Origin of the sequence: Altererythrobacter aquiaggeris, assembly GCF_037154015.1 — a bacterium.
In the GTDB taxonomy this organism is placed as follows: Bacteria; Pseudomonadota; Alphaproteobacteria; order Sphingomonadales; family Sphingomonadaceae; genus Aestuarierythrobacter; species Aestuarierythrobacter aquiaggeris.
Window position 1 is genome coordinate 1,113,425 of the sequence record NZ_JBANRL010000001.1, and the last position, 20,226, is coordinate 1,133,650.

The following is a 20,226-nucleotide window of genomic DNA, read 5'->3' on the forward strand; positions in this document are numbered from 1 at the left end:
ACTCGCAGGTCTTAACTGCCGAATATGCAATCCACGAACGAAATACGCCGCTCATTTCTTGATTACTTCGCTGCCAATGGCCACGCGGAGGAGCCGAGTGCACCGCTAGTTCCCTATAACGATCCGACACTGATGTTCGTAAATGCGGGCATGGTGCCGTTCAAAAATGTGTTCACGGGGCTCGAAAAGCCGCCTGCACCGCGCGCGACCAGCTCGCAGAAATGCGTTCGGGCCGGCGGTAAGCACAATGATCTCGACAATGTTGGTTACACGGCGCGCCATCACACTTTCTTTGAAATGCTCGGCAATTTTTCGTTCGGAGACTATTTCAAGGCTGAAGCAATTGAACACGCCTGGACCTTGCTGACCAAAGAATGGGGGCTCGATCCCGAACGCCTGACAGCGACCGTCTATCACACGGATGACGAAGCGCATGCGCTGTGGGGCAGCATCGCCGGTTTGCCTGCCCATCGGATAATTCGCATACCGACAGCAGACAATTTTTGGTCGATGGGCGATACCGGACCCTGCGGTCCTTGCAGTGAGATCTTTTACGATCACGGTGACCATGTGGCCGGTGGTCCGCCAGGTTCTGCAGACGAGGACGGCGACCGGTTCGTCGAAATCTGGAATCTGGTTTTCATGCAATTCGACCAGAGTTCGGACGGCAAAAGAAAGCCTCTCCCCAAACCTTCCATCGATACAGGAATGGGTCTGGAACGCGTTGCTGCCGTTATGCAAGGTGTTCATAACAATTATGACACCGACACTTTCAAGACGTTGATAAGCGCATCGGAATCTCTCACCGGAAACAAGGCACAAGGGGCAACTCTCGCAAGCCACCGCGTCATCGCCGATCATCTGCGTTCGACCAGCTTTCTGCTGGCTGACGGCGTTCTGCCATCAAACGAGGGCAGGGGCTATGTGCTGCGCCGTATTATGCGGCGCGCCATGCGCCACGCACATCTTCTGGGATCGAGCGATCCTTTGATGCACCGGTTGGTGCCTTCGCTGGTCGAGGAGATGGGTCAGGCTTTCCCCGAACTGGTGCGCGGCCAGGAGCTGATCGAGGATGTGCTTGAAAGGGAAGAAGCCAAGTTTCGTCAGACCTTGGATAAAGGCTTGAAACTGCTCGAACAGGAAACCGAGAGTTTGAGCGATGGGGATGTATTGCCCGGGCAAACCGCGTTCAAGCTGTATGATACGTTTGGATTTCCGTACGACTTGACCGAAGACGCGTTGCGCGCAGAGGGTATAAGCGTCGATCGAACCGGCTTCGATGCAGCGATGGCCGAACAGAGAAGCGCTGCCCGCGCTGCGTGGAAAGGTTCCGGGCAGGCTGCCGACGGTGAATTGTGGTTCGACATTGCCGAGCGAGAGGGTGCCACCGAATTCACAGGTTACGTATCGACCGAAGGCGAAGGGCGGGTGGTCGCCCTCATCATCGACGGTAATGAGGTGGAGCGGGCAGATGCCGGAAGCGAATTGATCCTGCTTACCAACCAGACCCCGTTTTATGGCGAAAGCGGCGGCCAGACCGGCGATTCCGGTATCATAACCGGCGATAAACGGCTTGAGCTGGTGATCAGCGATACCAGCAAACCTTTGGGGCGGCTGCACGCGCACCACGGGACGATAAAATCTGGCAGTGTTGCAGTTGGCGAAACCTTGCATCTGAAAGTCGATGCCCAGCGCCGCGATGCGATAAGGGCCAACCATTCCGCCACCCATTTGTTGCACGCTGCGCTTAGAAACACGCTTGGCGGTCACGTGACCCAAAAGGGATCGCTGGTCGCTGCGGAACGATTGAGGTTCGATTTCTCGCATCCCAAGCCGCTAAGCCCTTCGGAAATTGCGCGCGTCGAGGCAGATGTGAATGCAGAGATACGCGGTAATGAAGCCGTGAACACTCGATTGATGAGCCCGGACGATGCTGTCGAGGCAGGCGCGCTTGCCTTGTTCGGCGAAAAGTACGGTGACGAAGTCCGTGTGTTGTCCATGGGACGCCAAAGCGGCGAGGGAAGAAATTATTCCGTAGAGTTATGCGGCGGAACTCACGTCAGCGCGATGGGCGATATCGGCCTGTTCCGCATAATTTCCGAGAGCGCCGTATCGTCGGGTGTCCGCCGGATCGAGGCGTTGACCGGCGAGGCAGCGCGGCTTTGGCTTACCGGGCGGGAAGATGCGCTCAAGAACATAGCCAGCGCGCTCAAGGCAGCGCCAGACGAGGTTGAGGAACGCGTCGCTACACTCATTGACGAGCGAAAACGCATGGAAAAGCAGCTTGCGGAGGCGCAAAAGGCAATTGCTCTGGGCGGCGGTGCGGCAGGCGGCGCGGATGAAGTGGCTGATGAAAAAATTGGCGGTGTCTCCTTTGCCGGTCAGGTTGTCGAAGGCTTGAATCCCAAGGAGCTCCGCCCGTTTCTGGATGAAGCGAAACAGCGGATGGGCTCGGGCATTGCAGCAATTGCCGCGATCAACGATGGCCGCGCTGCGTTCGCCGTTGCGGTAACCAGTGACTTGACCGACCGGTTTGACGCTGTGGATTTGGTCAAAGCCGGGGTGGAGGCATTGGGCGGTAAAGGCGGCGGGGGCCGACCTGACATGGCGCAGGGCGGCGGACCTGACGGAGCGAAGGCCCAGAGCGCATTGGATGCCGTTAGGGCAATAATCGCAGTCTAGGCGCTATCGGCAGCGGCGCTGCGCAATTTGGGTTTGTATTCGAGGTCGCCGCTTTTCTGTATCTGCAGCCGATACTCGTCGCGTTTTTCGTGGATCGACGCGATAACCGGGCCGACCGCGACACCCATGTCGACCAGCACTGCTTCCGACAATTGCAACGAGCTTTCCAATGTTTCAGGAACAGCATGGCTTGCACCGACGCGGTAAAGTTCACCTGCTGCCTGCGGATCACGCGCACGGACAATGATCGGTAAGTCAGGATGCGCCTGTCGTAACTTGCGCGTCATGCGCTGCGCCAGAACAGGCTCGTCCATTGTCAGAATGACAGCCGGGGCGTTGTCGATACCAAGTTTGTCGAGAACATCGTTTCGTGACGCATTACCATAAGTAGCGCGGTACCCGTCACGTTTTGCCCGTTCGATCAGGTCAGCATCAAAGTCGATCGCGACATATGGTTTGTCGTGCACCTGCATCATGTCGGCAATCAGGCGCCCAACCCTGCCAAAACCGATTATTATCGCGCGCGGTTCACCGGCATGGGCATCGGGCAATTCGGGGATCGGTTCGATTTTGCGCGCGATCACGCGGCCCAAACGCGCCAGCAGCGGAGTGATCGTCAGACCAATCGCCGTTACGATTTGCCAGAACTGTGCCGTACCGGGCTGGATGAGCAGGGCGGAACTGGCCGCCGCCAGAACGATCAGCGTGGTTTCGGAAGGACTGGCCATCAGTATGCCGGTTTCAGTTGCTGTACCCCTGCGGGCACCCATGGCGCGCAACAACAGCCCGGTGACCACCGCCTTCAATGTCAGCACGCCCACAACGGCGAAGACGATTTCCCACAGATTTGACCAGATTGTAGTGACGTCGATGCTCATCCCGACTGTAATCAGGAATACGCCGAGAGCGAGGCCCTTGAACGGAGCGGTAATACCCTCAACCTCGCCGTGATATTCGGTTTCTGCGATGAGCAGGCCCGCAATCAACGCACCGACGATCGGTGACAGGCCAACCGCCGCGGTCGCCAGACTGGCTCCGATGACGACCAGCAGGCTGGCGGCAAGAAAAAGTTCGGGGCTCTTGGTTCTGGCGGCCTGCGCAAACAGATAGGGTAGGGCAAAGCGTCCGACGACAAGCAGCAATGCGACCATCAGCACACCCTGCCACAAGGCATCCCATACGCCGGCCCAGCCCGCAGTTTCCGCAAACGGTGCCATCGCGCCAAGCAGGAAGATGATCGGAACGATCGCGATATCTTCGAAAAGCAGCATCGAAAGCGCGGCACGGCCTACGGGGGATTGCGTGCCGGTAATGTGAAGAACCAGCGCCGTTGATGAAAGCGCCAGAGCCAGCCCAAGGCCGAGCGCGCCAGTCCAATACTGGCCCAACATCGATAAAACTATCATCAGCAGTGTTGCGCTAATCAGGAGTTCCAGCGCGCCAAGACCAAAGACCATCCTTCTCAGCTTCCACAATCTGTTGAAGCTGAGTTCAAGGCCGATGGTGAAAAGCAGCAGGATTATTCCGAATTCTGCAAAAGGCTCCAGACCCTCGGGATCAGAGATAGTGATGTTTGCCAGCCAGGGGTATTCGTAAACCCAGCTACCCAGGCCGTATGGCCCGACTAGCAAGCCAACTAGAATGAATCCTATAACCGGGGTGATCCGCAGGCGCGCAAAAACGGGAATAACAATCCCGGCGGACCCGAGAATTACCAGCGCATCGGACAATGCCGGGGAGAATGAGAGTTCGCCTGCCATTGGGGTACTCTATGGCAGCGACACGCGCGATGTCACGTGAATGCTGCCGCTATCCACCGCCCGCTGTATGCGGGCCGGTAGGGGCAGCGAGTTTGGCGTCCAGATCCTCGCCGATGCGAGGATGTTCGGTGATACTTCCAACGCGCTTGTCCCACTCGATCCGGTAAAGATCGAACCGGCGATCTGCGAGGTTCTGGACGGTACCTTCGGCCCGTGCCCAGCTAAGGTCAGCCAGATTTACATCGCTGATTGTCAGCGTTTCCACATTCTCGCTGGCTTCCGCGGCGATTCCGTCGCGTGCGAACGGAAAGTCGCAGGGAGTCAGAATGCAGCTTTGCGCGTATTGGATATCCATATTGCCGACATTGGGCAGATTGCCCACGTTGCCGCTCATCACTACGAAGCACTGGTTTTCGATAGCCCGTGCCTGCGCGCAATAGCGTACACGCATGTAGCCTTGGCGGCTATCGGTACAGAACGGCACAAAGATGATCCGGGCGCCTTCGTCAACCAGACGGCGGGCCAGTTCGGGAAATTCACTATCGTAGCAAATCAGAACCCCGATCGGACCGCAATCCGTGGGTATGGCATCGATGGAATCGCCGCCCTTGATGTTCCACCAATAGGCTTCGTTGGGTGTCGGGTGGATTTTCTCTTGCGAATGGATCGACCCGTCACGCAGGCAGACGTAAGCGATGTTATGGATATCGCCATCGTCCATCCTGGTCGGGTGCGAGCCGCCGATGATATTGATATTGTACTTCAGCGCCATTTCGCTCAACGTTTCGCGAATGCGCGGGGTGTATTTGGAAAGCGTGTCGATCGCCTCCATGGGTGTGAGTTTCTTGTCTTCGAAACTGAGCAACATCAGCGTAAACAGTTCCGGAAAAACTATGAAGTCTGCCTCGTAATCAGCCGCAACATCGACGAAATATTCGATCTGCCCCATGAACTCGTCGAAATCCTTTACCGACCTTGCCTGCAATTGACAGGTCGCAATGCGGACGCTTTCCACGCCGCGCGGAATCCGGTGCTTTTTGGGCTCATTATGGTCGACATACGGGTTGCGCCAGACCATGTGGACCGCATAGGCTTTGGATTTCTTGTCCTCGGGCAGATAGTCTGCCAAGATTCCCAAAGGCTCGAAACCGTTGGCCAATTGAAACCGCAGGACAGGGTCGTGGATCTTGTTGTCCTTGACCTGTTCCAGATAATCTTCCGGACCTTCGACCTTGCGCCATGAACGCGAAAGATTGGGCATTCGACCGCCAAAAACAATGCCCGACAGGTCGAGTTCTTCGGCCAGAGCGCGGCGTTCCTCATACAGTCGCCGGCCTATGCGGGTACCGCGCATCTTGGGATCGACGCACATTTCATAACCGTATAGCCACTCGCCGGTAGCCAAATGCCGCGAGCCGAAGCCGTTACCGGTTATTTCGTCCCAAGTGTGCGGTTTCAGCGCGGTATTCCCGCTCAGCCGCATGGAAGCGCAATAGCCGACCAGTTTGCCATCCATCTTGGCGACAAAACATCCTTGCGGAAAATTGTTTATCTGCCCTCGTATCTCGCCGTGCGTATAGGCAGGCAGATCCGCATAGGCGCGGCGCACAAGATCGGCAATCGAGCGCACATCGGCCAGCTTTGCCTGCCGGACTTCGAGACGAGCCTTGGGTTTTGCTTCTGGCATTGGATAATTACTCGGCGTGACTACTGGATGCCCGGTCGGCCAATCGCATTTCTGCCGCGTACAGAACTGGTTGGTCTGAAGGCTGGTTAACAACCGGAGCCCGGCGAGCCCAACGCATCAGGCCCAGCTCTTCATTTCCGTTTCAAGGCCGGTCACGATGGCTTCAAAGAACTGCTCGGTCGTCAGCCAATTTTGCTGGGGGCCGATGAGCAGCGCAAGATCCTTGGTCATGTGACCCTTTTCGACAGTCTGGATACAAACACGCTCCAGCGTTTCGGCAAATTTGATGACATCGGGTGTTTCGTCATATTTACCCCGGTACATCAATCCGCGCGTCCATGCGAAGATCGACGCGATCGGATTGGTACTGGTGGCCTTGCCCTGTTCATGCTGGCGGTAATGGCGGGTAACGGTTCCGTGCGCTGCTTCGGCTTCGACTGTGTCGCCGGACGGCGTCATGAGGACGGAAGTCATCAAGCCAAGCGAACCGAACCCTTGCGCGACCGTGTCAGACTGAACATCGCCGTCGTAATTCTTGCAAGCCCATACGAATTTGCCATTCCACTTCAGCGCGGAAGCCACCATGTCGTCAATCAAACGATGCTCGTACGAGATCTTTGCTTCGGCAAATTTTTCCTTGAATTCGTTCTCGAAAATTTCCTCGAACAGATCCTTGAACCGGCCGTCATAGGCTTTCATGATCGTATTCTTGGTTGACAGATACACAGGCCATTTTCTGTCCAGTCCGTAATTCATCGAAGCGCGCGCAAAGTCGCGGATGGAATCGTCCAGGTTATACATTGCCATCGCCACGCCGCTGGACTGGAATTCATAGACATCAAGATCGATGTTCGTGCCGTCTTCGCCTTCGAAGACGAGACGCAGCTTACCCGGGCCGGGGATCAAAGTGTCGGTGGCGCGATACTGGTCACCAAATGCATGGCGTCCGATCACAATCGGATGGGTCCATCCCGGCACAAGCCGCGGGACATTGTCAATTACGATGGGCTCACGGAAAACCACACCGCCCAGAATGTTGCGGATTGTGCCGTTTGGCGAACGCCACATCTTTTTCAGGCCGAACTCTTCGACTCGTTGCTCGTCGGGAGTAATGGTAGCGCATTTTACGCCTACACCGTGCTCCTTGATCGCATTTGCGGCATCGACTGTGATCTGGTCGTCGGTCTCGTCACGCTTCTGGATCGACAGATCGTAGTATTTCAGATCGACATCAAGGTATGGCAGGATCAGCCGCTCACGAATCCACTGCCAGATGATGCGTGTCATTTCATCGCCGTCGAGTTCGACAACGGGGTTTTTCACCTTGATCTTGGCCATGTTCGTCCTGTTTAGCTGAATGATTTGGTGAGGCTTTAGCAGAGGGGATGTGCTGCGCAAGGTGGGGGCAATCGTTTAGCTTGTCCCACGCCCCTCCAGCCTACCGTGCGAGTGTTTCAAGCTGAACATTTTCGCAAAGATAGTCCGGTGAGTCCGCCCTGCGCTTTGCCGGTCGCTGTCAGGCCGATTCCGGAGCTCTAGGAAACGGCCGGAACTTGGCCATGCCAGTCAAAGCGCGGCCGCGCGCCCTCGCCGATGTATAGCCTTTCGGGGGCTTTGGCGCAGCCGTCTATCCGTGGGAGTATACCGACACCAACCGCGAGCGGGCCGAACCCATTTTTCCCGGGATGACCGATGATGCAGAAAAGGCGCCGCAAGCGCGACGCCGTCCAGCTTACCGCGCACCGGAAAGTGCGAATGGTGGGCGTAGAGAGAGTTGAACTCCCGGCCCCTGCGATGTCAACACAGTGCTCTACCACTGAGCTATACGCCCACACATTTGGCAAAACCGTCACGAATGGACGGCAGGCGCGCCATGTAGACGCGGCGTTTTCAGGTTGCAAGAGACTTTAGCGACGTCTGTTACAGACTGGCGGCTGCTTCGCCTGCGAACACCCGTTCAACTTCAAGCACAAGGTCTTTGAGATGAAATGGTTTCGACAGAACCTTTGCGGCCGGCGCCTCGCGGCTTGCCTTGAGTGTGACGGCAGCAAATCCGGTAATAAACATGACTTTCGTACGGGGACTAATCTCTGCACATCGCTGTGCCAGTTCGATGCCGTCCATTTCGGGCATCACGATGTCGGACAAAAGCAGATCGAAATGCTGTCCCTGGAGCAGTGGCACCGCCTCCGTCCCCCGGTCAACAGCGACAACTTCATAACCCGCATTATCCAACGCCCGCGATAGATAGGTGCGCATTGCGCCATCGTCTTCTGCAAGAAGAATGCGGAGTCGGTTTGTCTGATCATTCATGAGGCGGCCATAGACCCGATTGGGTTAAAAATCTCGATAGGTCGCGGCGATGACCGGTTTTGACACAGCTTCGCGATCGGGCTTAATCCCGCTCAATGATTGATCCGTCCCCCGCCAACCGTGATTCGCGCACGAAATCTGGCGGTACGGTGCCCGGTCCGGGTGGCCTGCGCGCATTCCATTTTTCTGCTCCCGGGCCTTCAGCAATTCCGGTTCTCATCGCCGCACCGCACGGAGGGCGTGCATACTCCGCCGCGATTCTTGCCGACATGCGGGACCCGGCGCACTCGTGTCTCAAGCTGGAAGACAGGTTTATCGATGTCCTTGCGCAGCAGGTAGCCCGAATGACAGGGGCGTCCTTCCTGATTGCGGACGCGCCACGCGCCCTGATCGACCTGAACAGGTCGGAAAATGATGTCGACTGGGGGATGATAGAGGGCGCACCGGGCGACGGGCGCATGCAAGACATCGGCAGACGCGCGTTGAGCGGTTTGGGTCTGATACCCCGCCGGTTGCCGGATATAGGCGATATCTGGCGCACGCCGACCAATTACAGCGATCTTGATGCCAGAATTGAAGGCATCCACCGGCCGTACCACGCGCAATTATCCCAGATGCTTGGCGAGATTCGCAGAAGGTGGGGGGCCGCATTGCTGCTGGACCTGCACTCCATGCCGCCGCTTTCCGCCGCGCGTTATGGTAGTGCACGGCCTGAATTTGTGGTCGGTGACCGGTTTGGAGCATCATGCGCACAAACGCTGTCGGCGGCTGCTCTTGGCCATCTTGGTGAAAATAGCCGGATTGCCGGACATAACCGCCCCTATGCCGGCGGTTATGTCCTTGATCAGCATGCCCGGCCCAAGGACAATATTCACGCCCTGCAGATTGAAGTTTGCCGCGCGGCCTATCTGACCGCCGCCGGCGATCAATTGAATGGTGATGCCGGGGCAATCACCGAACTGCTTGCCGGACTTGTGCGCAGATTGGCAGGTGAAACGGCGGTATTGACCAATAAAGCCGGCCAGCAAGAGGCTGCCGAATAGCGCAGAAAAAACCACCTCGTACATCAGAGTACGAGGTGGCCAAGGTTCAGGGAGGGGCTCATCTGCGAACAGATGCACCCGTCTGAATGAGCAATGAGGGGAGGCTGCATCCAGACCTTTCCGAGATAGGAACGGCCGGAGCCTTTACAAGCCCCGGCCGTACTGTGCGGCAGAACCGCGAGCCGATTAGTTCAAGCCCTTATGAAGCGTCGGTAATTTTCGGCGCACTGCCTTGATCGACCTGGCGCGCAAAAATGTCACGCATCAGGTTCATCGAGAACAGATGCGCGTAAATAAGCGTAATCAAACCGTTTTGATTCCAGGTCCGCAACACGTCACCGCGCACTTCACGAAGTTTTTCCTGATTTACCATCTGGAAGCCGCGGTAAACGTATGGTTTGTCGTCTTCGGGCTTCGTAGAAATCGCGACTTCGCCTTCCATCAGGAGATCGTGCTTCTGGAGCTCTTCTACAAATGCCCTCGTGCGCTGTCCGGCTTCTTCGAATTGCTGACAGAACTTCAGCAGATCGTTTGTTCGCGGGGTCGGTTTTTGTTCTTCGTCAAACAACAACACACCTTCGTCAAACTCGCCAATTACGTCACTCGTCGGATCGAAACAGAGCGACATTTCCTCGCTGTCTTTCTGAAGTTTGGCGAGCAGAAACGGGTAGCGGCGGACATAGGCAGGTATGTAAACCGGATCGGAAACTTTTCCATCAGCATCGATATACGTATTCACGCCTTCGTTCAGCCCCATCAAGGCGAGCGGAGTGGGTGCGTCGCCGCTGGCAAATACAATCGGAAAGTTGCGCTGTGCCTGAATGAATTCGTCAGTCGTGAGCGGGATTGCGTGCTGGCCTACCAGCCAAGGTGCTGTCTCGCTGGTCCGTGCCTTCCATGTGGAGTGGTCGCGGCTGTTGAGCGGCATCAAATCATTGTACATCAAAGGCAAGTTAGACGGAGGCGCGCTGGCCATGGAAATTCTCCGGAAGCTGATAATCTAGGGTGCGTACAGCGGGCATACCGGCACGCGCGAAGCGCGCGCTTTAGGCGCAGTTTGTCGATGGCGCAAGCGGTACAAGTTTGCCTGGATTCAGCAAATCCGACGGATCCAGAGCACGCTTAACAGACCGCATCAAAGCCAGTGCCACCGGGTCCCCCAGCCGGCCCAGTTCGTCGCGTTTCATCTGGCCGATTCCATGTTCTGCGCTAATCGAACCGCCTGCGGCAGTGACCCTGTCATGGACGAACGCGCTTATCAGCTTACCTTCACGCTCCTCCCAGATACCGGGCCGCGCACCGGGCGGGGCAAGCACATGAAAGTGGACATTTCCATCCCCAAGATGTCCAAATGCAGCAACGGCGGTTCCGGGAAACCTTTGTTCGACACATGGCGCGGTATCGGCAATGAAATCGGCCATTCGTTCGGGCGGTACGGATATGTCATGCTGCATGGCCGGCCCGATTGCCCGTTCGGATGCTGAAATGGAATCGCGCAAGTGCCACATATGTTCAGCCTGCGCTTCGTTCGCCGCTAAAGCAGCATCGCTAAGCAATTGCTTTTCCAGTGCAGTTTCCATAAATCGGTCTGTAACTGCGGCCAACTTGCCGGCATTGCTTTTATCTGCCGCAATTTCTATCAGTGCGTACCACGGATGGGCGTTTTCGAGCGGCGAGCGCGCCCCCGGCAAATGATCAAGGACAGCGATCAGGCAGTGTTCCGGAATCACTTCAAATCCTTCGAGAAGATTGCCGGCAACTTCCTCGCAATGAAGCAGCAACTCGCGGGCTTTGTGGATGCTTTCGACACCGGCCCAGATAACCCTCCGGTCAGCTAGTGCCGGAATTAGCCGGAGCGTCGCACCCGTCACAATGCCAAGCGTTCCCTCTGATCCGATAAACATTTGCTTGAGGTCGAATCCGCGATTGTCTTTCTTGAGCGGCGTCAAAGCGCCAAAAATGGCACCATCGGCCATGACTGCTTCAAGGCCAAGAACCTGCCCCCTCATGGTCCCATGCCTCAGGACCTGGGTTCCGCCGGCGTTGGTGGATATCAAACCGCCAACCGTGGCAGAACCTTTCCCGCCGAGCGTCAAGGGGAAGCGGAGCCCTTCCGCCTCTGCAACGTCATGCAAATTTTGCAGGATAAGGCCTGCGTCGCAGGTTATCTGACGGTTTGACACGTCAAAACCGCGAACAAAATGCATCCTGCGCAGCGACAGGACAATCGCAGTGCCGCTGTCATCAGGCGTTGCTCCGCCGCTCATTCCGGTGTTTCCGCCTTGCGGCACAACGGCAATCCGATGCGCCGCACACAGCTTGACAAGGGCCGAAACTTCGGCGGTCGTTCGGGGTGAACATAATGCCAGCGCCGCGCCTGAATATCGCCCGCGCCAGTCGTTCAGCCACGGCTGCATGGTGTGGGGATCGCGGGTAAATCCCTTATCGCCCAGAAGTCCTGCCGCGGCGGACAAAAACCCGTTTTTCTCGCTCATAGGTGTCATTTGGCACAGGACCGGGCTGCTCTGCCAGCATTAGTGTGAGCGTGTCTATAGACTGTCCATAGACACGCTCCGATGTGTCGATTGACCGGACAGATCTGTCCAAGGGTTAAGCGAACATTCAATTGTTGGAGTTATGAGAAATTTATAGATCGAATTTTCGGCTTGGCCGCCGGCAGATAATTGGAGCAGGCTGCAGACCAGATGAATTATGTCGTAGCTATGCTTGCGCCGCTAGCGTTGCTTATACCTTGGCACCCGGCTGGTCACACCGATGGCCCGGATGGCGGGTCTGATCGGGCGCTGTCTATGGATCAGGCCGCCACCGGCACCGCCGCGGCCCCGGCGTGGCGTATATTTGCGGAAGTTCTGCGCGCGCCCGGGCAATCACAGGTTCGTATAGAGCGCCGTGTCACAATCCGGATCAGCCCGCGGGTTGCCGACAGGCGTAACAGCTTGCTCGCAGAAACGGCAATCCGCGATCTTGGCCCCGCTTATGAAGCGCGCAAAACGGGCGATTGTCTCGATCTCGACCGCATCGGCGCGGTTCAGGTGGACCGTGAAAACCGTCTGCTCCTGTTCATGCGCGACAAGCAGATCATTCGCGCCAACCTGAACAAGAAATGCAATGCGCGCGATTTTTATTCGGGATTTTATGTCGATCGTGAGGCGGACGGCAAATTATGCATTTCCCGTGACCGGTTGAAATCCCGCGTCGGCACCAGTTGCGAGGTGCGCAAGTTTCGCACCCTGGTTCCGGCTGGCACTTAGCCTTTTCAAGCCCGATTCTTGACTTTCAAGCTATTGTAGCCGAAGGGCGCGGCGGAATAACGCACGTTCCGTAAATACGGGCGAATGCGTCAATCGGGCCGATGGCCCCCATACCGGACAATATGATTACATGAACTTTGCCGATCTCGGCCTTTCCGACGAATTGCTGCAGGCAGTAGATGCCGCAGGCTATACAGAGCCGACGCCTATTCAGGCACAGGCTATTCCCCCGATGCTGATGATGAAAGACATCCTCGGCATTGCCCAGACGGGTACGGGCAAAACCGCCAGTTTCGTGCTGCCGATGATCGACGTGCTCAGCCACGGCCGGCGCCGCGCACGGATGCCTCGCTCGCTTATTCTGGAGCCCACGCGCGAACTCGCTGCGCAGGTTGCCGAAAATTTCGAGAAATACGGTATCAACCACGATCTCAAGATGGCGCTGCTTATCGGCGGTGTTCAAATGGGCGAACAGGTCAAGGCGCTGGACGAGGGTGTCGATGTTCTCATCGCCACGCCGGGCCGGTTGATGGATCTGTTCGAGCGCGGCAAGATTTTGCTGACCGGCTGCGAATTGCTGGTGATCGATGAGGCAGACCGGATGCTGGATATGGGCTTTATCCCCGATATCGAATTCATCTGCGACAAACTTCCCACCACCCGCCAGACGATGCTGTTTTCGGCCACGATGCCGCCCGCGATCGAGCGGCTGGCGGAAAAGTTCCTCGATAATCCCAAGCGGATCGAGGTGTCGCGTGCAGCGTCAACCAGCGAGAATATCCAGCAAAACAAGGTTATGGTAGCGCCGCGTAAAAAGCAGGACGTGCTGCGTTCGCTATTGCGCGAGGATGACATGACCACTGCGATTGTTTTCTCCAACCGCAAGACCACCGTGCGCGATCTGGCCAAGTCGCTCAACCGTGATGGCTTCAAGGCGGGCGAGATTCACGGCGATATCGACCAGAACACCCGCAATGCCGAATTGCAGCGCTTCAAAGACGGGGTAATCAACATTCTTGTTGCTTCCGATGTTGCCGCGCGCGGATTGGACATCAAGGGCGTGAGCCACGTGATCAATTACGACACGCCGTGGCATCCCGACGATTATGTGCACCGCATCGGCCGGACAGGTCGGGCGGGTGCCAAGGGCAAGGCGTTCACATTTGTTACCCCGGCAGACGCCGAAGCAATTGAGAATGTCGAAAAACTGACCGGCATGGTCATCCCGGTATATTCGATGGACAGCGGAACGCGCTCCGAAACCACTGCCAGGCCGCCGCGAGCCGACAAACCTGCGGCAGCCGCGAAGGGCAAGTCCGGATCGGGACGCTCGAAGCCGGAACGGGCACCCAGGGATGACAGCGGGAAGGCGGAAAGTGTCGCCCTGCCGCAAAGCCGGGAACCCAGGAAAAGCCGTGAACCCAGACAGGCGCGCGAGCCCAGAAAGTCTCGTGAACCAAGGCAGGACGGTGACACATCCGGGGCGCCGCAGCAGGCCGAACGCAAGCAGGCCGAACGCAAGCAGGCCAAGCCGGCTAAATCAGCGAAGCCCGAAAAGCCGGCGCAAGCCAAACCGGCTTCGAAGAATGATGACGAATGGAACGGTCCGGTGCCCGGTTTTCTGGATGTTTCCGCCAGCTGACTTTCATCCGGGCCGGCTCGCTCTCAGGCCGCATTTTCGACGAAGCTGTCGATCACGCGTTTTACGCCGGTTGCCTCGAAATTTATCTCCAGCTTGTTGCCTTCCTGGCTGATTACCGTGCCGTAACCGAATTTGTCGTGGAACACGCGCGCACCCAGCACAATGTCGCTGCGCGGTTTTGCAGCGAAGCTGGCAGCGCTGCGGCCGGTTTCTGCAATTCGCTTTGGTTTGGTGTCGTACCCTGTCGATAATGCGCGCTGCCAGCCGGGCCCGCGCTGCTTGCCGCGGTCGGGCGCAGCTTTTGACACATGAGCGAACGGGTCATCACTCTCGGACCAATTTGCCCGCCAAAGCGACGCACCGCCGGACATGGTGGTTTCCTTTTCAACATGATCGTCCGGCAATTCGTCGATAAAACGCGAGGGTATCGAACTGGTCCATTGGCCGTAAATGCGCCGGTTGGCGGCGTACAGGATCGTGCAATGCCGTTTTGCCCGTGTGATCGCCACATAAGCAAGCCGCCGCTCTTCCTCCAGACTGGCCAGACCGCCTTCATCAAGCGAGCGTTGGCTGGGGAACACACCTTCTTCCCAGCCAACCAGAAATATGTTGTCAAACTCCAGCCCCTTGGCGGCGTGAATGGTCATGATGGTGATTTTTTCATCTTCCGCCGATCCCTCGTTGTCCATCACCAGAGCGACATGTTCAAGAAAGTCGCCCAAAGTTTCGTATTCTTCCATGGCGCGGGCAAGCTCTGAAAGGTTTTCGATCCGGCCGGCAGCTTCGGGACTGCGTTCTTTTTCGAGCATCTCGGTATAGCCGCTTTCGTCCATGACCGTTCGCAGCAGATTTGCCGGTGTTACCGCCTGCGCCATTTCGCCCCATTGCAGAAACTGGCGCATAAGATTGCCGATCGTACTGCTTGCCCGTTTCGGCAATTCGTCACTATCAGCCAGATCGAGCGATGCCGCAGCCAGCGGCATATTTGTCGCCCGCGCATGGCGGTGCATCGACTCCAGCGTTTTTGCCCCCAATCCGCGCTTGGGCTGGTTATAAATCCGCTCGAACGCCAGATCGTCGGCGGGCTGTGCGATAACGCGCAAATAGGCGAGCGCATCGCGGATTTCGGCGCGCTCGTAAAAGCGGAAACCGCCAACGATGCGGTAATTGAGGCCGACCTGAATGAAACGGTCTTCGAATTCGCGGGTCTGGTATTGGGCGCGGACCAGAATTGCGATTTCATTCAGCGACGCACCTTCGCGTTCCAGCCGTTCGATTTCTTCGGCAACGCGGCGCGCTTCCTCGGGGCCGTCCCAGACGCCGATGACGCGGACCTTGTCGCCGCCGCTGACCCGGGTCCACAGCGTCTTGCCCAGCCGTTGGCTGTTGGCGTTGATCAGGCCCGAAGCTGCAGCAAGGATGTCGGGCGTGGAACGGTAATTCTGTTCCAGCTTTACGACTTTCGCTCCGGGAAAATCACGGTCGAAGCGCAGGATATTGGCAACTTCCGCGCCGCGCCAGGAATAGATCGACTGATCGTCATCACCCACCACACAGATATTCTTGCGAGATTGCGCGAGCAGGCGGAGCCACAGATACTGGACCTGATTGGTGTCCTGGTATTCATCGACCAGAATATATTTGAAGCGTTTCTGGTATTGTCCCAGCACGTCATCATGCTGGCGGAATATATTGAGCATGTGGAGCAGAAGGTCGCCGAAATCGCAGGCGTTGAGCGCCTTGAGGCGGTCCTGATAGATCTGGTACATCTGTTTGCCGCGGCCGTCCGCATATGCTTCGTTTTCCGCTGCATCGAGATCGCCGGGGTTGAGCCCGCGGTTCTTCCAGCGGTCGATCAGACCGGCCAGCTGACGCGGCGGCCACCGTTTTTCGTCCAGATCATTGTCGCGGATCAGCTGTTTCAGCAGTCGTAGCTGATCGTCAGTGTCGATAATCGTGTAATTGCTTTTCAGGCCGACCAGTTCTGCATGGCGGCGCAGCATCTTGGCGCCGATCGAATGGAACGTGCCAAGCCAGGGCATACCCTCGACAGCTTCACCAATATGTTTGCCGACCCGTTCACGCATTTCGCGCGCGGCCTTGTTCGTAAATGTCACGCACAGAATTTCGCTGGGCCATGCCAGCCGCATGGCAATCAGATGTGCCATCCGAGAAGTCAGCGCCGCGGTCTTGCCCGTACCGGCACCCGCCAGCATCAAAACCGGCCCTTCGGTGGTCAGCACTGCTTCGCGCTGCGGATCGTTGAGCATCGCGGCATAGGGCGGGGCAGTATCGCGGCCGGGCAGTCCGGTCGGGACGGGCAGGGTGTTTTTGTCAGTCATGGGCTGAGTGAACAGTTAGGGAACGAATATGCCCGCGGCAAGGGTTTGTGCCACTGGCACGGCCCCGCGCGGAACCCGGCACCCGCTGCAGCGTTCAATCAGCAATGCGTTCGCTTTATCCGGAGACTTAAGATGAGAAAATTCCTAATCGCGCTGGCCGCTTCAGGTTTGGCTGTCGCCGCCGTTTCGCCCGCATTGGCCGATGATCACATGGAACCAAAGGCCGAGGTGACGCAGCGTAACGCAAAAGGGCAAGCCACCATGATCCGGATCGGCGATCAGGAATATGCCGTGTGCACAAAAGACAAATCCGATGGCTGCATCAACCCGCGCTCCGCAGGATTGAACTGGGGTAACCGCGAACTGGATTACTGGCCCGGCAAACCTGCCAGCCAGAAGTAGGCCGGTCAAAACGCGGTATCGCCATTTGCAAACAGGCGCTGCCGCGTGGCAACTATGTCCGATAATTCATTTGCGGGGACACGAATCATGATGACCGGCGGGTGCCATTGCGGCGCGATTCGTTATGAAATCATGGGCGAGGTGTTAAACCACGCTTTGTGCCATTGCCGCGATTGCCGCCGCAGCGCTGGTGCGCCGATGGTGGGCTGGGCCATGATGACACTGGACCAGCTTGCGATTGGCGGCGACGCGGCCGTATTTGCTTCATCCGAACATGCCCGGCGACATTTCTGCATCCAATGCGGGACGGGTCTGTTTTATACCAATGACGAAATGCTGCCGGGTCTGGTGGATGTACAAACCGGCACGCTCGACGAGCCGGAAAATCTGCCTGCTCAAATACAGGTCCAAACGGCAGAGCGGTTACCGTGGATGGAAACCGCGCACGAACTTGCCGCGTTCGAGCGTTATCCCCCGCAGGAATAATTCACTCGGGTCGCAGCAATGTGATCTTGGCTTTGCCAACTTTGCGTTCGGTTTCGGCACCAAGGCCGCTCACTGCGACATCTTCATTAAACGCGGTTTCCACCGCGATCAGCGTTTGCGGCCCGATCCAGCCCAGCCTGATCAGGCGGTCAAGCGCCACGATGCCCGCGCCGGTGTGGTAGGGCGGGTCCAGCAAAATCAGGTCATGCGGCACTTTGGTCGGCCCCAATGACATAACAGATCCCGACTGGACGATAGCCCTGCGATCTGCGCCCAATACCGCAACATTGGTTTTCAACGCTTTTAGCGCTTCGCCATCATTTTCCACAAACAGGCATGAACCTGCGCCGCGTGACAGCGCCTCCAGGCCCAGCGCCCCCGATCCTGCAAACAGATCCGCGACCGTCATATCATTAAAACTGCCCACCCGGCTGGCGAGCATATTGAACAGCGTTTCGCGCGTTCTGTCAGCGGTCGGGCGCGTGGCCACGCCTTTGGGAGCGATCAATTTGCGTCCGCGCCAGTCACCCGCAATTACTCTCATTTGCGCAGGTTCTTCTTGACCAGCTCCTTGCGCATCCGCTCGACTTCGACCTGCGCCACTTCGACCGCCGCACCGCGCGCCAGATTGCCCAGTTTGAACGGCCCGTATTCAAGCCGCATCAGGCGGGACACTTCCAGCCCAAAATGCTCCAGAACGCGGCGAACCTCGCGGTTTTTACCTTCGGTCAGGGTCATTTCGACCCACTGGTTCGCGCCCGCACCGCGTTCAAGATTGGCATCGATCTGGCCGTAGCGGACACCATCGATTGTGATCCCGTGAATCAGTTCTTCCAGCTGCGCCTGCGTAATTCCGCCGAATGTGCGGGCACGATATCTGCGCGGCATCCCGGTGGACGGCAATTCCATGGCGCGCTTGAGCTCGCCGTCATTGGTCATCAGCAGCAAACCTTCGGTGTTCAGATCGAGCCGCCCCACAGGCATCAGCCGCGGGGTGCCTTTGGGCAGTGCGTTGGTCAGCGCGTTGTAAATCGTGGCCCGGCCCGAAAAATCACGCTCCGCAGTCAGCAGTCCGGCGGGTTTGTGAAAAATGAACAGCCGCGTGGCATCCGGACGGCCAACCGGCTTGTCGTCAACGGTAACCCCGTTCAGATTGGGCAGAATCGTTGCAGCCGTCTCGAGCACCTTGCCATCAATCGAAACCCTGCCGGCATCGATCATCCGTTCGACCTCGCGGCGGCTGGCGACACCCGCGCGGGCGAGCAATTTGGCAATACGTTCGCCTTCGGGGCGGGCATCTGCGGAACCTGACGGCGCGAGAGGATCATATTTGGGCATGGCGGGCGCTTAGCGCCAATGACAGGCGCGCGCTAGTTAACTCCGCGCAATGCTTCCTGCACGGTTTCATGGAACCTGTGGATACCTGTCTCCAGCGTGCCGAGAGTGATTTCACTGACCGCTCCGCTTGCCAGACCCTGCTGGCCAAGTTCGGCGGCGCGAAAATCTTCGGCCGCAAATACGCCGGTATCCAGCAATTCCCAGCTCCGCTGCCAGTGATCCTGCGCCTTTTGCGTGGTCGGTGCCTCGGGGATGAGCATGAAATCCTCTACCACGGTATGATCATGCGCGCTTGGCATCAGCGTCATCACATTGATGTAATCCGGGCTGGCGATGATTATCGTGCCCGGCAGCAGTTGATAGGCAAAGGTGATGACCGACCGTAGCTGGCGCATATCGGCGAAATCGATGTCGTTCAATTCTTCGGCGCGGCCCACGGCCGAACGGGCGTGCGGGCCGATCATGTCGCCTGCGGTGATCCCGTCCTTGAACATTTTGCCGATGGTTGCGGCATGGAGCCGCTGCACATGATAGCTTTCGAGAAACGCATCCATGATGAGCTTCCAGTTACCCGCAACGTGATGGGTTCTGCGAGCAAACAGATGATGGTCGGCCAACGCGAACGCATCGAGATCCTTGCCGAGCATTTCGGCTTCGCCAAAGTCAGCCGCCGGGGACGGCGAAAACCAGATCAGACCGCCAGATTCCAGACAGGGCAGTTCCGCCAGGCCATAGCCGGACTTGTCGAGCCCGGGGAATGTTTCGGGGCGGGGCAGCGCGAGCAGCTTGCCATCCAGCTTGTATGTCCAGGCATGGTACGGGCAAACGAGGCGCTTGGCGCAGACCACTTCGTTTCCTTCGACGAGCCGGGTTCCGCGGTGGCTGCAAACATTGTGGAACACGCGCGCAGTTCCGGCATCATCGCGCGTTATCAGAAGCGGGCGGCCTGTCGCGTCATGTGCGGCCGCCATTCCGGCATCGGGCAATAAAGCCGACGGGCATAGCACTTGCGGCAGTCGATCAAACAGCCCGGCCTTTTCGCGCTGCCAATGTGCCGGATCGATATAGACGGCGGCGGGCACACGCGCAATTTCGCCATCGCCGCGCACTGTTTCTATGGCGATTGCCTCCGCGAGCGCCATTTGGCCCGCAGTCGGGGATAAGCGCCTTGCCGCAGTTCCAGCTTCGTTCATCCGCTCTTCCCATTAACCAGCTTGCCGCTAGTTTGGCACAAATCCAATTCACGGGGAAGGACGCCG

16 protein-coding genes and 1 tRNA gene are annotated in these 20,226 nt (G+C 57.7%); 6 read left to right on the plus strand and 11 right to left on the minus strand.

The window, feature by feature from the left end:
* The first annotated feature begins 24 nt into the window (after window positions 1-24).
* A complete protein-coding gene (gene alaS, locus WFP06_RS05435; protein WP_336986210.1) occupies window positions 25-2,682 on the plus strand; it encodes an alanine--tRNA ligase in 2,658 nt (885 codons plus the stop codon).
* Here the strand turns inward: alaS and WFP06_RS05440 are convergent.
* From WFP06_RS05440 to cpdR, 5 genes are all read right to left on the minus strand, one after another.
* Entirely contained in the window at window positions 2,679-4,442 is a 1,764-nt protein-coding gene (locus WFP06_RS05440; RefSeq protein WP_336986211.1) for a cation:proton antiporter domain-containing protein, read from the minus strand. The two genes, alaS and WFP06_RS05440, sit on opposite strands and share 4 nt — an antisense overlap.
* A 49-nt stretch (window positions 4,443-4,491) precedes the next feature.
* Window positions 4,492-6,129, minus strand: a complete 1,638-nt coding sequence (locus WFP06_RS05445) for a carbon-nitrogen hydrolase family protein (RefSeq protein ID WP_336986212.1) — start codon at window positions 6,127-6,129, stop codon at window positions 4,492-4,494.
* A gap of 117 nt (window positions 6,130-6,246) precedes the next feature.
* Window positions 6,247-7,467: an NADP-dependent isocitrate dehydrogenase gene (locus tag WFP06_RS05450; RefSeq protein ID WP_336986213.1), complete on the minus strand. Its 1,221-nt coding sequence runs from the start codon at window positions 7,465-7,467 to the stop codon at window positions 6,247-6,249.
* Window positions 7,468-7,885: 418 nt separating this feature from the next.
* A tRNA-Val gene (locus WFP06_RS05455) sits at window positions 7,886-7,960 on the minus strand.
* A gap of 89 nt (window positions 7,961-8,049) precedes the next feature.
* On the minus strand, window positions 8,050-8,442 hold the full coding sequence (cpdR, locus tag WFP06_RS05460) for a cell cycle two-component system response regulator CpdR (RefSeq protein WP_336986214.1): 393 nt from the start codon (window positions 8,440-8,442) through the stop codon (window positions 8,050-8,052).
* A 95-nt stretch (window positions 8,443-8,537) separates the two neighbouring features.
* Between cpdR and WFP06_RS05465 the strand changes: the two genes are divergently transcribed.
* The gene (locus WFP06_RS05465) at window positions 8,538-9,485 is read left to right on the plus strand and encodes an N-formylglutamate amidohydrolase (RefSeq protein ID WP_336986215.1); all 948 of its coding nucleotides are present in this window, start codon (window positions 8,538-8,540) and stop codon (window positions 9,483-9,485) included.
* 199 nt (window positions 9,486-9,684) lie between these two features.
* Here WFP06_RS05465 and WFP06_RS05470 read toward each other — a convergent pair whose 3' ends face one another.
* Both WFP06_RS05470 and WFP06_RS05475 read right to left on the minus strand, forming a co-directional pair.
* The gene (locus tag WFP06_RS05470) at window positions 9,685-10,461 is read right to left on the minus strand and encodes a SapC family protein (RefSeq protein ID WP_336986216.1); all 777 of its coding nucleotides are present in this window, start codon (window positions 10,459-10,461) and stop codon (window positions 9,685-9,687) included.
* 70 nt (window positions 10,462-10,531) lie between these two features.
* Window positions 10,532-11,980: an FAD-binding oxidoreductase gene (locus WFP06_RS05475; protein ID WP_336986217.1), complete on the minus strand. Its 1,449-nt coding sequence runs from the start codon at window positions 11,978-11,980 to the stop codon at window positions 10,532-10,534.
* Window positions 11,981-12,190: 210 nt separating this feature from the next.
* Here WFP06_RS05475 and WFP06_RS05480 point away from each other — a divergent pair, with 210 nt between their 5' ends.
* Both WFP06_RS05480 and WFP06_RS05485 read left to right on the plus strand, forming a co-directional pair.
* Window positions 12,191-12,757, plus strand: a complete 567-nt coding sequence (locus tag WFP06_RS05480; protein WP_336986218.1) for a hypothetical protein — start codon at window positions 12,191-12,193, stop codon at window positions 12,755-12,757.
* Window positions 12,758-12,887: 130 nt separating this feature from the next.
* Window positions 12,888-14,399, plus strand: a complete 1,512-nt coding sequence (locus WFP06_RS05485) for a DEAD/DEAH box helicase (protein ID WP_336986219.1) — start codon at window positions 12,888-12,890, stop codon at window positions 14,397-14,399.
* 23 nt (window positions 14,400-14,422) lie between these two features.
* Here the strand turns inward: WFP06_RS05485 and WFP06_RS05490 are convergent, their stop codons facing one another.
* Window positions 14,423-16,741 (minus strand): ATP-dependent helicase, encoded by a 2,319-nt coding sequence (locus WFP06_RS05490; RefSeq protein ID WP_419716215.1) that lies wholly within the window; start codon window positions 16,739-16,741, stop codon window positions 14,423-14,425.
* 132 nt (window positions 16,742-16,873) lie between these two features.
* Between WFP06_RS05490 and WFP06_RS05495 the strand changes: the two genes are divergently transcribed.
* Together WFP06_RS05495 and WFP06_RS05500 are read left to right on the plus strand one after the other, a co-directional pair.
* Complete coding sequence (locus WFP06_RS05495; RefSeq protein WP_336986220.1) at window positions 16,874-17,143, plus strand: hypothetical protein; 270 nt, start codon at window positions 16,874-16,876, stop codon at window positions 17,141-17,143.
* A gap of 54 nt (window positions 17,144-17,197) precedes the next feature.
* Window positions 17,198-17,629 carry a GFA family protein gene (locus WFP06_RS05500; RefSeq protein WP_336986221.1) on the plus strand — a complete coding sequence of 144 codons (432 nt, stop codon included), beginning with the start codon at window positions 17,198-17,200 and terminating at the stop codon, window positions 17,627-17,629.
* Window position 17,630: 1 nt separating this feature from the next.
* On the opposite strand, the gene rsmD is transcribed toward WFP06_RS05500, so the two are convergent.
* Genes rsmD through WFP06_RS05515 form a run of 3 tightly spaced genes read right to left on the minus strand, consistent with a single transcriptional unit; the run spans window position 17,631 to window position 20,109 of the window.
* Window positions 17,631-18,173 (minus strand): 16S rRNA (guanine(966)-N(2))-methyltransferase RsmD, encoded by a 543-nt coding sequence (gene rsmD / locus WFP06_RS05505; RefSeq protein ID WP_336986222.1) that lies wholly within the window; start codon window positions 18,171-18,173, stop codon window positions 17,631-17,633.
* A complete protein-coding gene (locus WFP06_RS05510) occupies window positions 18,170-18,967 on the minus strand; it encodes a pseudouridine synthase (protein WP_336986223.1) in 798 nt (265 codons plus the stop codon). The genes rsmD and WFP06_RS05510 overlap by 4 nt, the downstream gene beginning before the upstream one ends.
* A gap of 32 nt (window positions 18,968-18,999) precedes the next feature.
* Window positions 19,000-20,109: an aromatic ring-hydroxylating oxygenase subunit alpha gene (locus tag WFP06_RS05515; protein ID WP_336986224.1), complete on the minus strand. Its 1,110-nt coding sequence runs from the start codon at window positions 20,107-20,109 to the stop codon at window positions 19,000-19,002.
* Between the last annotated feature and the right edge of the window lie 117 nt (window positions 20,110-20,226).

Excerpts from the sequence above, each read along its gene's own strand:
- WFP06_RS05495 (WP_336986220.1), top strand. The coding sequence starts at position 16,874 with ATGAGAAAATTCCTAATCGCGCTGGCCGCTTCAGGTTTGGCTGTCGCC.
- WFP06_RS05510 (WP_336986223.1), bottom strand. The coding sequence starts at position 18,967 with ATGCCCAAATATGATCCTCTCGCGCCGTCAGGTTCCGCAGATGCCCGC.
- WFP06_RS05500 (WP_336986221.1), top strand. The coding sequence starts at position 17,198 with ATGTCCGATAATTCATTTGCGGGGACACGAATCATGATGACCGGCGGG.
- cpdR (WP_336986214.1), bottom strand. The coding sequence starts at position 8,442 with ATGAATGATCAGACAAACCGACTCCGCATTCTTCTTGCAGAAGACGAT.
- WFP06_RS05465 (WP_336986215.1), top strand. The coding sequence starts at position 8,538 with ATGATTGATCCGTCCCCCGCCAACCGTGATTCGCGCACGAAATCTGGC.
- alaS (WP_336986210.1), top strand. The coding sequence starts at position 25 with ATGCAATCCACGAACGAAATACGCCGCTCATTTCTTGATTACTTCGCT.
- WFP06_RS05445 (WP_336986212.1), bottom strand. The coding sequence starts at position 6,129 with ATGCCAGAAGCAAAACCCAAGGCTCGTCTCGAAGTCCGGCAGGCAAAG.
- WFP06_RS05490 (WP_419716215.1), bottom strand. The coding sequence starts at position 16,741 with ATGACTGACAAAAACACCCTGCCCGTCCCGACCGGACTGCCCGGCCGC.
- WFP06_RS05475 (WP_336986217.1), bottom strand. The coding sequence starts at position 11,980 with ATGAGCGAGAAAAACGGGTTTTTGTCCGCCGCGGCAGGACTTCTGGGC.
- WFP06_RS05515 (WP_336986224.1), bottom strand. The coding sequence starts at position 20,109 with ATGGCGCTCGCGGAGGCAATCGCCATAGAAACAGTGCGCGGCGATGGC.
- WFP06_RS05440 (WP_336986211.1), bottom strand. The coding sequence starts at position 4,442 with ATGGCAGGCGAACTCTCATTCTCCCCGGCATTGTCCGATGCGCTGGTA.
- WFP06_RS05450 (WP_336986213.1), bottom strand. The coding sequence starts at position 7,467 with ATGGCCAAGATCAAGGTGAAAAACCCCGTTGTCGAACTCGACGGCGAT.
- WFP06_RS05470 (WP_336986216.1), bottom strand. The coding sequence starts at position 10,461 with ATGGCCAGCGCGCCTCCGTCTAACTTGCCTTTGATGTACAATGATTTG.
- WFP06_RS05485 (WP_336986219.1), top strand. The coding sequence starts at position 12,888 with ATGAACTTTGCCGATCTCGGCCTTTCCGACGAATTGCTGCAGGCAGTA.
- WFP06_RS05480 (WP_336986218.1), top strand. The coding sequence starts at position 12,191 with ATGAATTATGTCGTAGCTATGCTTGCGCCGCTAGCGTTGCTTATACCT.
- rsmD (WP_336986222.1), bottom strand. The coding sequence starts at position 18,173 with ATGAGAGTAATTGCGGGTGACTGGCGCGGACGCAAATTGATCGCTCCC.